The organism is Thermoactinomyces sp. DSM 45892 (assembly GCF_900107305.1).
In the GTDB taxonomy this organism is placed as follows: Bacteria; Bacillota; Bacilli; order Thermoactinomycetales; family Thermoactinomycetaceae; genus Baia.
Genome location: NZ_FNPL01000023.1, coordinates 15698 through 27597, shown reverse-complemented (window position 1 = coordinate 27597; position 11900 = coordinate 15698). Strand labels below are relative to the sequence as shown.

Annotated in this window: 16 protein-coding genes and 2 pseudogenes; 8 read left to right on the top strand and 10 right to left on the bottom strand. The window is 38.7% G+C overall.

The annotated features are described in order from the left end of the window. Window positions 1-651 (top strand): YwqJ-related putative deaminase (locus BLU58_RS15245; protein ID WP_255404745.1); only part of this gene is annotated, 651 nt, incomplete at its 5' end. A 14-nt stretch (window positions 652-665) separates the two neighbouring features. Beyond that, entirely contained in the window at window positions 666-1160 is a 495-nt protein-coding gene (locus BLU58_RS15240; RefSeq protein WP_093293543.1) for a toxin-antitoxin system YwqK family antitoxin, read from the top strand. An 11-nt stretch (window positions 1161-1171) separates the two neighbouring features. Here the strand turns inward: BLU58_RS15240 and nfi are convergent, their stop codons facing one another. Both nfi and BLU58_RS15230 read right to left on the bottom strand, forming a co-directional pair. Continuing rightward, entirely contained in the window at window positions 1172-1843 is a 672-nt protein-coding gene (gene nfi / locus BLU58_RS15235) for a deoxyribonuclease V (protein WP_093293540.1), read from the bottom strand. Between the two features lie 210 nt (window positions 1844-2053). Then, window positions 2054-2613: pseudogene (locus BLU58_RS15230) on the bottom strand (tyrosine-type recombinase/integrase). Window positions 2614-2831: 218 nt separating this feature from the next. Here BLU58_RS15230 and BLU58_RS15225 point away from each other — a divergent pair. The 3 genes from BLU58_RS15225 to arsC all read left to right on the top strand — a co-directional run bounded on the left by BLU58_RS15225 (window position 2832) and on the right by arsC (window position 4702). Then, entirely contained in the window at window positions 2832-3158 is a 327-nt protein-coding gene (locus tag BLU58_RS15225; RefSeq protein ID WP_093293537.1) for an ArsR/SmtB family transcription factor, read from the top strand. A 63-nt stretch (window positions 3159-3221) separates the two neighbouring features. Then, window positions 3222-4256: an ACR3 family arsenite efflux transporter gene (gene arsB, locus BLU58_RS15220; protein WP_093293534.1), complete on the top strand. Its 1035-nt coding sequence runs from the start codon at window positions 3222-3224 to the stop codon at window positions 4254-4256. 20 nt (window positions 4257-4276) lie between these two features. Continuing rightward, window positions 4277-4702, top strand: coding sequence for an arsenate reductase (thioredoxin) (arsC, locus tag BLU58_RS15215; RefSeq protein WP_093293532.1), 426 nt, complete (start codon window positions 4277-4279; stop codon window positions 4700-4702). A 68-nt stretch (window positions 4703-4770) separates the two neighbouring features. Here arsC and BLU58_RS15210 read toward each other — a convergent pair whose 3' ends face one another. Continuing rightward, the gene (locus tag BLU58_RS15210; protein WP_093293529.1) at window positions 4771-5175 is read right to left on the bottom strand and encodes an ArsR/SmtB family transcription factor; all 405 of its coding nucleotides are present in this window, start codon (window positions 5173-5175) and stop codon (window positions 4771-4773) included. Between the two features lie 22 nt (window positions 5176-5197). After that, window positions 5198-5641, bottom strand: coding sequence for an ArsI/CadI family heavy metal resistance metalloenzyme (locus BLU58_RS15205; RefSeq protein WP_093293527.1), 444 nt, complete (start codon window positions 5639-5641; stop codon window positions 5198-5200). 195 nt (window positions 5642-5836) lie between these two features. On the opposite strand from BLU58_RS15205, the gene BLU58_RS15200 reads away from it, so the two are divergent. Next, window positions 5837-6139: a hypothetical protein gene (locus BLU58_RS15200; protein WP_093293524.1), complete on the top strand. Its 303-nt coding sequence runs from the start codon at window positions 5837-5839 to the stop codon at window positions 6137-6139. 852 nt (window positions 6140-6991) lie between these two features. On the opposite strand, the gene BLU58_RS15195 is transcribed toward BLU58_RS15200, so the two are convergent. Together BLU58_RS15195 and BLU58_RS15190 are read right to left on the bottom strand one after the other, a co-directional pair. Then, window positions 6992-7369 carry a hypothetical protein gene (locus BLU58_RS15195; RefSeq protein WP_093293522.1) on the bottom strand — a complete coding sequence of 126 codons (378 nt, stop codon included), beginning with the start codon at window positions 7367-7369 and terminating at the stop codon, window positions 6992-6994. Between the two features lie 439 nt (window positions 7370-7808). After that, on the bottom strand, window positions 7809-7994 hold the full coding sequence (locus tag BLU58_RS15190) for a site-specific integrase (RefSeq protein ID WP_093293519.1): 186 nt from the start codon (window positions 7992-7994) through the stop codon (window positions 7809-7811). A 148-nt stretch (window positions 7995-8142) separates the two neighbouring features. Here BLU58_RS15190 and BLU58_RS15185 point away from each other — a divergent pair, with 148 nt between their 5' ends. Then, complete coding sequence (locus tag BLU58_RS15185) at window positions 8143-8739, top strand: prolyl hydroxylase family protein (protein WP_255404744.1); 597 nt, start codon at window positions 8143-8145, stop codon at window positions 8737-8739. Window positions 8740-8830: 91 nt separating this feature from the next. Here BLU58_RS15185 and BLU58_RS15180 read toward each other — a convergent pair whose 3' ends face one another. Together BLU58_RS15180 and BLU58_RS17335 are read right to left on the bottom strand one after the other, a co-directional pair. After that, the gene (locus BLU58_RS15180) at window positions 8831-9544 is read right to left on the bottom strand and encodes a polysaccharide deacetylase family protein (RefSeq protein ID WP_093293517.1); all 714 of its coding nucleotides are present in this window, start codon (window positions 9542-9544) and stop codon (window positions 8831-8833) included. 34 nt (window positions 9545-9578) lie between these two features. Then, window positions 9579-9818 (bottom strand): annotated as a pseudogene (locus BLU58_RS17335) (transcriptional regulator); the annotation flags it as partial. A 200-nt stretch (window positions 9819-10018) separates the two neighbouring features. On the opposite strand from BLU58_RS17335, the gene clpP reads away from it, so the two are divergent. Further along, window positions 10019-10609, top strand: coding sequence for an ATP-dependent Clp endopeptidase proteolytic subunit ClpP (gene clpP, locus BLU58_RS15170; protein ID WP_072331300.1), 591 nt, complete (start codon window positions 10019-10021; stop codon window positions 10607-10609). A 54-nt stretch (window positions 10610-10663) separates the two neighbouring features. Here clpP and BLU58_RS15165 read toward each other — a convergent pair whose 3' ends face one another. Together BLU58_RS15165 and whiA are read right to left on the bottom strand one after the other, a co-directional pair. Next, window positions 10664-10924 carry an HPr family phosphocarrier protein gene (locus BLU58_RS15165; protein WP_093293548.1) on the bottom strand — a complete coding sequence of 87 codons (261 nt, stop codon included), beginning with the start codon at window positions 10922-10924 and terminating at the stop codon, window positions 10664-10666. Between the two features lie 24 nt (window positions 10925-10948). Then, window positions 10949-11881 (bottom strand): DNA-binding protein WhiA, encoded by a 933-nt coding sequence (whiA, locus tag BLU58_RS15160; RefSeq protein WP_093293514.1) that lies wholly within the window; start codon window positions 11879-11881, stop codon window positions 10949-10951. Between the last annotated feature and the right edge of the window lie 19 nt (window positions 11882-11900).

Sequence of the window (11900 nt, the reverse complement as noted above, 5' to 3'; positions counted from 1 at the left end):
AACTTTATTAATGACCTTCCAAACCCTTTCGCTAAGACAGTCGTGCAGACCGTCGATGGATCAACCTTTCAAAGTTTCGCTAATGAAACGATCGGAGATACTAAGTTTGGCGACTTCCTAAATTGGTTTGTTAAAGGCGAAGGCGGAAATAGTTCACAGGCCCTTGATGAGACGATCCTTCCTAAAGGTGTAAATGATGATATATTAAAAAGTAGAGGGTTCTCTAAACAGGAACTAGACAGCTTAGTGAAATACGTAAATGATGAAGCATCAGCATTAAAAAATTCAGGTTTAACCAAGAAACAACTAGGGGCAGCAGTTGCAGCTACATTCGATAAGAAATCCGGAAAGTACTATACCGCAATAAATGATATGACAGGAAAAATACCAAAGGAATTACATCCATTAATCGACTCGAAAATTACAGGTATGCCCAGCATGGTGAAAGATTCCTATATCAAGACACACGGATCTGGTTCACATGCTGAAGTCTATGCAATTAACAAAGCATTACTCGATGGAGCAAATCCAAAGGATTTAATGACTTATGTAGTTAAATCGGGAGGAACTGTAAAACCGTTAGGCGATCCGTTTCCAATGTGCCCACATTGCTCACATATACTTCAAGACTTTTTTGTTGTTACCAATTGACAGAGGTGAAAACCATGGAAGAAATCCATATTGACGATTTAAACATTCTGACTCAGTCAGAGGTTATAAAAATAGGGACAGAATTTGAAGGTGAAGTATGCTTCTCAGGTGAATTTGGCCAACAGGTTTTTACTAAACCAATGGAAGAAGGTGGCTCAGTCTTCTCAGGATTGTTATACGAGAAATATCCTAATGGTTCACTTGCATACTATAGTTTTTATGATAATGGGATCCCACATGGCATAACAGTTGAATTCTATCAAGACAAGACTGTTAGCTCCTATAGAGACATGGATAAGGGCACAATTAACGGGAGGGAATTTGTCTGGTTTGAGAATGGTTTAATAAAATCAATTGCGGATTGTAAGTTTAGTTTTTATATTCATTTTCGTGAGTGGGATCGGAACGGGAATTTAATTAATTTAAAACAAGAGCCTAATGAGTTTGAAAAAACAATGATTCACAAGTATGAATTAGTTGAAAAAAGGTGGTCCCAACAAGACACATAGAGCAGATCTGCTTAAATCCTCAAGCTCTTCCGAACAAGTTGATCGGCTTGCCTTGTAGTTTCTGGAAGCCGATATTTCGGAGTAACTTTTAAAATCCAATCGCTAGCAGTAGTCAGTGAGATTTTATTACCAATCGAAACAAAAACAGGCTTTATATTGTCCTGAGTTCGTAAAACATGTCCTACCACTTCATCATTATCCAAAAGAGGTGAGTAATCGCCTCTTTTTTCTCCCAAATTCCCAAATTCCCCTATTAATCTTGTTTTACCACACCCAATAGACGGAGTGTCGTATAGAACTCCCAAATGGCATGCTAGTCCAAAACGTCTCGGATGTGCTAAACCATGTCCATCACAGACAAAAAGGTCAGGCTTAATTTTTAATAGATTCAGGGCTTTTGTAACAGGGGGAATTTCTCTAAATGAAAATAGACCTGGGATATAAGGGAAATAGCATTTATCTTCAATAACGACTGACTCTACTATATTTAGTGAGTCACTATCTAAAATTACAACCGCTGCAACAAGTGTGTCTTTATGATCACAATAAGCAACATCAACACCAGCGATAAAATGAATATTGTCAAATTGATCATTTGTAGTTACCAATCGCGACAAACTTTCTTGAATCTCCAAAGCTGATTTTTCGTCTAAATCCCATGGATGAGTTATGATAGGTTGCATATTATCCACCTTTTCTCAATATTCCCCTACTCTATCTAATTAATTGAAGGTGGTCAACAAAATATAACACTCTTTAATTAACTACCTACCTGAGTTCAAAAATATGTTACGTAATCTATGCCTGTTGGTTGCAATGATAGAAAGAGGGAGGCTTTGGGGGGAACAAAAATAGACAGATACCTTTTAATTAGGGCACCGTCTTTCGTTCATCTATAGCTTAAATGACAATAAATCATTTTCGATCTCTTCATTCGTAATTCCAATGTATCTTAAAGTGATCGAAGGATGCGAATGATTCAAGATCATCTGTAATTTCGCTACGTCCTTCGTCTGCTTGTAGTACCAGTAACCGAACGTCTTCCTCATCGTATGAGTGCCGATAGAATCCACCTCTGCCATATCTGCCGCCTTCTGTAACTGTCTGTATGCCTGTGTTGTTGTAATGGGCTTGTCCCCTTTACAGCTAGGAAATAACCACTTAGAATCTATACCCTTTATATAGTCTTGTATCTCGTCGTATATATTGTCTAGATGAATAGTTCGTGTCTTCGTCTTCCCTTCACGGACTAGAACACGTTTCTTCTTTCGTACATCCGACACCTTGAGCTTTAATAAATCACCACACCGTAACCCCGTATTGATCCCTATGACGAATAGTATATAATCCCGTTCGCTACAAAACTTCCGTAATGCCCATTTCATATCATCGATTTCTGTAAATCTCGTATTGGTTGAACGTCTTTGATTTGATTAGCTAGTTTATCTGCCATGCTTATAACTCCTTTAAAATAGCTATTTTGAATGTGCGATTTTTTATCACATCCATAGTTTATCGGGTTATTTAGCTTAGGCCAATAGATTCAGCAAAATAAATGTACGTTTTTAGTTAAAAAGGCGCTTACAAAAATCTTCGTATCTACTTGAGATTATACTATTCTTTGACAAGCTATATAAGGATATGCTTATATATGAATGAGGTGATGAATACATGTTGGATTGGGATCAATTGGCTGAATGTCATAAGGCTCTAGGGGATAAGACCCGATTACACATTCTCTCCCTATTAAAAGTAGAAGAGTTATGTGTCTGTGAGATCGTGGAGGTTCTTCAAATCACGCAACCTGCTGTCTCACAACATATGAGAAAGCTTAAAACAGCAAAACTGGTAAGAGAGCGGCGTAATGGGCAGTGGATATTTTATTCCTTAGACGGCTCCATCTATCCATTCTTTGAATCGATTGTACAGACATTTCCCGATGTACGAAATGAGATAGAAGAGTTAAAGAAGAAGGGACTCAGAGTTCTTTGTAACTAATTTTGAACCATCATCTACATTCATCTATCATGAAACGAAAGGTTTGATTCGATGAGTGGAATTATGAGAAAGCTCTCTTTTTTAGATCGGTATTTAACCTTATGGATTTTCCTTGCTATGGGTATAGGAATTGGGTCAGGCTATTTATTTCCTAGTATGGTCAAGACATTGACTGAATTCCAAGCTGGAACGACTTCCATCCCTATTGCTATTGGATTAATCCTGATGATGTATCCTCCACTAGCTAAAGTTCGTTATGAAGAACTTGGGCAGGTCTTCCGTAACATTAAAATCCTCGCATTATCGCTAATCCAAAACTGGATCATCGGTCCTATTTTGATGTTTGTATTAGCCATCTTGTTTCTCAGAGATCAACCCGAATACATGGTTGGACTCATTCTCATTGGATTAGCCCGGTGTATTGCAATGGTGATTGTTTGGAATGATTTAGCGAAAGGAAATCGTGAGTATGCTGCTGGATTAGTAGCTTTTAATTCTATCTTTCAAATTCTTTTCTATTCCGTATTTGCTTACTTTTTTGTTACGGTAGTGCCTAAATGGTTGGGCCTAGAGAGTGCTGTCGTAAATATCACGATGGGTCAAGTGGCTGAAAGTGTGTTGATTTATTTAGGCATTCCTTTCTTTGCTGGCATGATTACCCGTTTTACCTTGGTTAAAGCCAAAGGACTTGAATGGTACGAAACAAGATTTGTTCCCGTGATTAGTCCGATCACATTAATTGCCTTACTGTTCACTATTATTGTCATGTTCTCGCTAAAAGGCGACCTAGTTCTACAATTACCCCTTGATGTCGTACAAATAGCAATTCCACTATTTATTTACTTTGTAGTCATGTTTCTCGTTTCCTTTTATATGGGGAAGAAAGTGGGAGCGGACTATTCGAAAACAGTTTCTCTCTCCTTTACGGCTGCGAGCAATAACTTTGAACTAGCAATTGCAGTAGCTATTGGGGTTTTTGGAATTCATTCAGGAGTAGCTTTTGCGGCTGTCATCGGACCTCTTGTTGAAGTACCCGTACTCATTGGCTTGGTGAATGTTGCTTTCTGGTTTAGACAAAAATACTTTCAACAACAGTAGAATCATAAGGAGTCTTAGATATGAGCAAAAAGAAACTGATCTACTTTCTATGCACAGGTAACTCTTGTCGTAGCCAAATGGCAGAAGGATTCGGCAAAAAATACTTAGGTGAACGATTTGACGTTTACAGTGCTGGAATCGAGACACATGGATTAAATCCAAAAGCGGTGAGAGCAATGGCAGAGGTAGGCATAGACATCTCTAATCAAACTTCTGACATCATCAATCCAGCCCTACTAAGTAGAGCAGATTATGTTATCACTCTTTGTGGTGATGCCAATGATAACTGCCCGATAACTCCTTCACATGTTCAACGTACCCACTGGGGATTTGATGATCCAGCACGTGCTCAGGGAACTGAAAAAGAGGTTTGGAACGTATTCCAACGTGTTAGAAATGATATTGAGGATCGAATTCAAAAGTTCGCCAAAGATGAGCAACTATAAATTCGAATCCCATAAAAAAGGGGAGCGACTTAAAAGTCACTCCTTTTTTCCTATGTTTTCAGTTTTGCCTAGAGTGGTGATCCGTTCCGTGATTCCTTGTTACTTATCATCGCATTTGGTAAACAGCATCCATTTGCTACAACCTCATAATCTGTAACGTAACGATCTGCTATCGCCCTTTGAAAAGCTTGTAGGGTATCCATATTAATCGAATAAAAATTCCATTTGCCTTGTTTCGTTTCATGAAGCAAGGATGCTTGTTTAAGTTCTCTTAGGTGATAGGAGACTTTCGATTGTGCCATGTCCAAGGCATCCTGAATATCACAAACACAAACCCCTCCAATGCAACAAGCCACTGGAGGAGATGTAGATAATTGATCATATCCCGCTTGAACGAGATCCAAAATGCGAAGCCGAATGGGATCACTCAAAGCTTTTGCGATGATAGCTATTTGTTCCGTAGTAAGAGTCATCCAGTTTACCTCCATGCATTGATTACTCAGGACATCCACAAGATGTTTCTTCTTTTTGTTCCTCTGCCGGACAACAAGTAGTAAGATCCTCATTTTGTTCTATATCTTCTAGGACCGTAAAGACTTCCCATGGGTGACCGTCTGGGCTTGTTACCCATATTTTATCTTGTCTCGCATAACAACAATTCGTATTCATCTCATCAAAGGTAACTAATCCCGATTGTTGCAGTCTTCCTTTTGCTTGTAATACTTCTTGAGTTGAGGCAACTTGAATACCAAAATGATTGATTCCTCCTGTCACCTCCCCACCTTCATTCAAGGTGAAGTTAAGTGCCGGGTTTTGTACATCGAATTTAGCATACCTTGGTTTGACTTTTACAGGTGGTACTCCAAAAAGATTCGTGTAGAAAGAAATTGACCTCTCTAAATCTTTGACATTAATAGCAAAATGTGGCTTGAATCCCATAGTTATCTCTCTCCTATTCTTAGATGATGAGATGAAGTTTATTCCCATCAACTTTTCTTGATCTAATTATACATCAAAAATAATTGATGTGTAAATTATCAAATTAAAAAAGAGTATATAAAAAAATGTCCTGTTTCCCCCTATTTTTACGCTTAGTGAAGTGTAAGTTATATTTCATGAAAGTAGGGGATCACGATGAACAAAGACGTTTACATTGATGGAGAAACAGGCGAGATGATATCTAAGCAAGAATATCGATTACAGAATATCAATCAAGCCGAAGGATACAAAAAGAAACTAAAAATAGAAGAATATAGAGACCGACAACGTTCACGTAATTGGATCGCTTGTTTCCATAAGCCGATACAGGAGTTATCAAAGAAACTAGAGCTACATGAGTTAGGAGTAGTTATGAATCTCCTACCATATACAAAATTAAAAGGGGACGGAAAGTTAATTAAAGATGGATATAAAGAGATCTCTAGAGTTAGATATTAAGCTATCTGACGTAACTAGCGGAAAATAATTGCACCAAAACCCCCTATCTTGCGGAAAATAACTGCACCATTCAAATTTGCTGTATCTCTTGGTATCAAAGGTCTGGTGACGGTTCAGGTGGGAAAAACATTCTTTATCTTCTATTACTATTCGTTACGCCCCACACCTATAAGAACACTAAGTACTAGGCTACCGCCTGCATTACCTTTTCGGCTCTGCAATTACTAAGTAGACTGCATTGCTAATCATTTTCATCATCAACATGGAACTAGACAACCAAATATAACCGGAGCCTGTCTTTTAGGCGACGGTAATCACTTCATCTTTTGATTAAGGTTTCATTTCGAATCTAAAGAACCATGTAAAGTAGACATGACATGGATTAAATTACTAACATACAACAGCAAGACATAAAAGATTACGATGTCAAAGAACAACATCGTTAATATTGGCTTATATACTTAATCTTGTTAGTTAAAAGGAACAGCATAGGTACAAATTTAATGACTGCACTAAAAAGAACGATATGCAGGATATATAAGCAATGTCCCATGACCGTAAATAACCATTGTATACGGTGCATCCAACTGTGGATGTATCGGTTTGCCTGCATAGTAGCTTTGATTCAATGCACTCAACTTTGGGGAGTCAGTTTAATGTCATCATCCGACATATTCGATAATAAAAAACTCCCCCCTTGAATTTGGAAATCGCCGTCCATATCGCTAAGGAAGTGAATGCAGTAACTTACTTTTTTGTAAGCTAATGCATACGTAGATACTCGTAATAATTATCTGTTAAGCACAGAGTTTACAATATGTATACGGATTTTACTGGGGATTCCCCTTCTGTTTACATCTGTGCATTGAGTAAATCCATGATGTGAAACGGATCATACAATGTATAGGCGACTAGTACCAAGATGCCAAGAAAGACGACAAGTTGCACGAAGATAAACGAAGTAAGTGACAACCGAGCCTTACCGTAAATACGCTTATTTATATATACGAGGAAGCATACAATTGCCAATAGAATGATCGTTGCCGGAAGAAAGACTGCTAACATCGTGTATTCTTCGCCTTGATGATTGTATCCCATATTCATACCGAGACAATAGGCAACATAGTAGCTACCGATTACGGCTGTTATAAATAGAAAGGGGAATATGAATGCTATTATCGAACTCGTAAGGCTACTTAGCAACAGATACTGTATATTCTTTTTATCCACATATAGCACCTCGCTCGCATTGTACAGTTATTCTTTAGTGCCGTGTCAAATAGACCTTACATGGATCGGGTTGCTCCAATATATATTCAAGACTTCGAAATAATGGATTATCCTGTGTTGCTCTCATTATAACGTTTCCGATATACTAATGGAGAAAACAAGCTGTTTAATCACGAAACCATTGGCAGATTAGAAAACATGCGCCTGTCTACGTAAGGCTTCGATTAGCAGAACGGTTGATACATAAGCATTTATCGCTACGCACAAGGTTTCTGGTGGAACCGTTGGTCTCTGGAACCAAGTGCATAGGTTCGAATCCTATTAGGCGCGTAGAATAGAGTACCCTCAAACATGTTGGCACGCTTGGTGTTAGTATGGTTGAGGGTACTTTTTGTTATGAGGAAACTATGGGATTTCTAACAGATTTCTAACATCCAACTCACCCGCCTTGTCCAAACAAGAAGTCATCTAGCTTCGATGTTGCCTCCTTTTGCATAATTGGCATTACATGAGAATCAGTGTCCATCGCGATGGTAATGGTTGAGTGTCCCAATCTCTCCAATGTTGCGTGACTGTATCGTAAGTCGTGAAAGCGAACATGTGGGATTTTGTTTTTTCTTACCAAATCGGCATAATCTTGGGAAGGTCCTGTTCTTGATAACAACGGAATATAGATCGACGACTACTATCTTAGACTACAAATACATAATTTTTATTAAACGAATCATTCTTATTACCGCAATAGATAAAAAACATACACGGAGGTGGTTGTATTGACAGGTTTGACTACAAATTTAACTATTCTACAGAACGATCCTTTGGTATCCCTTTATGAGCAAGTGATAACCCCAGATGAATGTAAACATATTATTGAGATCGCAAAGCAACATATTATTCCGGCTCAATCTTACGGGCATGGACCAGAACGTACATCAGACTATACCTGGATCAATCATTACTATGACTTAATATTCTCTAATGTATGCACACGAGTTGCTGTACTTGTAGATAAGCAACTCAATCATTCGGAGCCGCTGCAAGTAGCAACATATCAGCCTGGGGGGCAATTCCATTTTCATCATGATACTTATAATGTTCATACTGAATATGGAAAAAATCAAGTAGATTCAGGTGGACAACGGATGTTTACAGCAATCCTCTATTTAAATGATGTTTTAGAAGGTGGAGAGACTACTTTTGACTATCTAGATCTCAAATTTACTCCTCGCGAGAGTAATGTTCTATTCTTTGAAAATTGCATAAGAGGAACCAATGTTCCAAATGAACATTCGATGCATGCAGGGCAACCAGTAGGCGAGGGCGAAAAATGGATTGCTACACTATGGTTCCGTGAAAAACCACAGTATTAATTTAACGAAGGTGATTTTCTTCTACACAACTCAAAAGAATTACCTAGTAAAATGATTGTTTACTAGGTAATTCTTTTGAGTTTCATTCACATTACTTTTTCTCAGCTAGTAGTTCGGAGACCGTCTTAAATGTATAGCCTTGCTCTCGCAGAGACTCTACGATCCCTTTTATCGATTTCAGTGATTCCTCTCTGCTCTTATACATAACATGCAAGATGATAATCGATCCCGGCTTTACATTCTCTTTTACATGTTGCACTATTTTATCTGAATTTGAACCGATGTCTGCATAAGAATCTGGTTCAATATCCCACATAATCGTTTTTCGGTTATGCTGGCTTAGATAATACGGCAACAATAGTAACTTCTTTCCATTAGGAGGCCGAAATAGGATCTCCCCTTTGTAACCTGCATCTCGAATGAGCTGATCTGTCTTCTCAATCTCATTCTTAATAAAGCTAGGTGATTTTAATACCATGCGAGTGTGTGAGTATGAGTGGTTGCCTAATTCATGACCCGCTTGAACCATCTTTTTACCTTCTTCTGGGCGTTGTTGCAACTCTGCTCCTGTCACAAAAAAAGTAGCTTTCACGTCCGCCTCTTTGAGAATCTTTAGTACTTCGTCAGTCTTTTCGGTCGGTCCATCATCTAAGGTCAGGGCTACCACTTTTTCATTGGTATTAACCCTGTCGGTTAGCTCTCCAAATAGTTGATAGGTTCTAGATTTAGACAGTTGAAATAGTCCATACGCAACTATAACTAAAATAGCAAGGGTAAGCGCAACCCGAATCATCCATTTTTTCATAAGATCAGACCCTCCACCAATATGATTTTAACGATTACTCCACATATTTCTTTTTCAATTGGTCAGATCCTACCCCACCTACTACCATAAGAACTAACGGCAAGAAATTAGAAAGGTATGGTATTTCCTTCAGGATGGTGATATCTGTACCTGCAAACCGATTTAAAGCCATTATAATCAATTTCGTCACTAATAAAAGTAAGCCTACTATAAACAAATTGTCAAAAAATCCTTTCCACTTTGGATATGCTAACTGCTTACTATCTCGTATCACTTAGTATGACAAGAGAATGAATACAAAGTACAGCTAGTTATGAGCGCATCTGCCCGCAACCTATCCGTTACAACCTTGAAAAAACACTACCAGAATTAGTATTGTACTTTTTTATTGATTTTATTTGACCTTTTTTGACCTTTAGGTTATGATATAGGTATTGAAATCCAATTTTTTCTTTACATAAGGAGTGGCTTCGGATGAATTTAGTACCGATTGTTGTGGAACAGACATCTCGTGGAGAGCGCTCTTACGACATATATTCTCGCTTGCTAAAAGACCGCATCATTCTACTAGGTAGTCAAGTAGATGACCAAGTAGCAAACGCGATTGTAGCACAGTTGCTTTTCTTGCAAGCGGACGATCCGGACAAAGATATTCACTTATATATCAATTCACCCGGTGGTTCGATTACAGCAGGGATGGCAATCTATGATACGATGCAATTTGTAAAACCGGATGTATCTACGATCTGTATCGGTATGGCGGCATCAATGGGGGCTTTCTTGCTTTCTGCTGGGGCAAAGGGAAAACGATATGCTCTGCCAAATAGTGAAGTGATGATTCACCAACCACTTGGTGGCGCACAGGGTCAGGCGAGTGATATCGAAATCAGGGCACGCCGAATCCTCAAAATGCGTGACCAACTAAATCATAAACTTGCTGAGTTTACAGGTCAGTCTCTTAAAAAGATCGAGAGAGACACCGATCGCGACAACTTTATGTCAGCGCAAGAAGCTCTAGATTACGGATTGATCGACAAAGTGATTACTTCAACCAATCAAACGTAAGCAAAAAAAAGAACCCTTGGACACACAAAAGTGCTTGGGTTCTTTTTATCTAATCTACTCCGTTTTCATAACGATCGCGGCAAGTGCCTCCACTGCTTTTTCTTCATCGGACCCTTCGGCACTGATCATAATCTCTGTTCCTTTCGCAACAGCTAAACTCATTACCCCCATAATGCTTTTGGCGTTTACCTTGCGACCTTCTTTTTCGATAAATACTTGAGAAGCGTACTTATTTGCTTCTTGGACAAAGTAAGCCGCAGGACGTGCATGTAAGCCTGTTTCAAGTTGAACCATCACTTTTTTCTCAACAGCCATTTTATCTTTTCCTCCCATTATTCTCTATTCTTCTTTTAGTTGCTGGGCAATCTCATCCAGTTTACGAAGACGGTGATTGACAGCTGATTTACTTACCGGCTTAGGCAAAAGTTGTCCTAATTCTGTAAGGTTTACTTCGGGATATTGGAGACGAGCCTCTGCGATCTCTCGAAGACGATCAGGCAATTGGTCAAGTCCCATCTCTCGCTCAATCAGCTCTATATTTTCCTTCTGTCTCATTGCTGCTAAAATCGTTTTGTTTAAGTTAGCGGTTTCACAATTCACGAGTCGATTGACTGAATTTCGCATGTCCTTTAAAATCCGGATATTCTCAAAATGTAAAAGAGATGGGTGGGCACCGATGACATTTAAAAACTCACCTATCTTGTCTCCCTCTTTAATATACACAACATAACCCTTTTTTCGTTCAATTAATTTCGTGTGCAATTGAAACTCATTCATTAGTTCACATAAAGCTAAGCTATGTTGGTAATAGGTAGAGATAATCTCTAGATGGTAGGATGCACTATCTGGACTATTCACGGAACCACATGCTAGAAATGCGCCTCGAAGATAGGCACGTTTGCAACATGAATCTACAAAGAGAGCCGGTGAAATCCCTTCAATCCTCTCCCATGTATTCGGTTTCAAAATTTGTAAGTCCGCTAGGATTTCTTGAGCACGCTGCGTTACACGAACTAAGTAAACATTATTCTTCTTCAAACGAACTTTTCGTTGGACCAATACTTCCGGCTGAAGATGATAAATACTTTTGACTAAGGTAAACATATAGCGTGCTGTAGAAGGGTTTTCTGTGACCATGTCCACCACCAAATGCCTAGGCCTCAGATGAATCGTACCATTCATTCGGACTAACGCAGATAATTCCGCGCGTTTACAACAGATCTCAGACTCTATCTGTGTCAGTTCTTTTTTCGTTTCAGAGGTAAATGACATCGTTATTCCTTCCTATTAG

Excerpts from the sequence above, each read along its gene's own strand:
- BLU58_RS15240 (WP_093293543.1), top strand. The coding sequence starts at position 666 with ATGGAAGAAATCCATATTGACGATTTAAACATTCTGACTCAGTCAGAG.
- nfi (WP_093293540.1), bottom strand. The coding sequence starts at position 1,843 with ATGCAACCTATCATAACTCATCCATGGGATTTAGACGAAAAATCAGCT.
- BLU58_RS15225 (WP_093293537.1), top strand. The coding sequence starts at position 2,832 with ATGTTGGATTGGGATCAATTGGCTGAATGTCATAAGGCTCTAGGGGAT.
- arsB (WP_093293534.1), top strand. The coding sequence starts at position 3,222 with ATGAGAAAGCTCTCTTTTTTAGATCGGTATTTAACCTTATGGATTTTC.
- arsC (WP_093293532.1), top strand. The coding sequence starts at position 4,277 with ATGAGCAAAAAGAAACTGATCTACTTTCTATGCACAGGTAACTCTTGT.
- BLU58_RS15210 (WP_093293529.1), bottom strand. The coding sequence starts at position 5,175 with ATGACTCTTACTACGGAACAAATAGCTATCATCGCAAAAGCTTTGAGT.
- BLU58_RS15205 (WP_093293527.1), bottom strand. The coding sequence starts at position 5,641 with ATGGGATTCAAGCCACATTTTGCTATTAATGTCAAAGATTTAGAGAGG.
- BLU58_RS15200 (WP_093293524.1), top strand. The coding sequence starts at position 5,837 with ATGAACAAAGACGTTTACATTGATGGAGAAACAGGCGAGATGATATCT.
- BLU58_RS15180 (WP_093293517.1), bottom strand. The coding sequence starts at position 9,544 with ATGAAAAAATGGATGATTCGGGTTGCGCTTACCCTTGCTATTTTAGTT.
- clpP (WP_072331300.1), top strand. The coding sequence starts at position 10,019 with ATGAATTTAGTACCGATTGTTGTGGAACAGACATCTCGTGGAGAGCGC.
- BLU58_RS15165 (WP_093293548.1), bottom strand. The coding sequence starts at position 10,924 with ATGGCTGTTGAGAAAAAAGTGATGGTTCAACTTGAAACAGGCTTACAT.
- whiA (WP_093293514.1), bottom strand. The coding sequence starts at position 11,881 with ATGTCATTTACCTCTGAAACGAAAAAAGAACTGACACAGATAGAGTCT.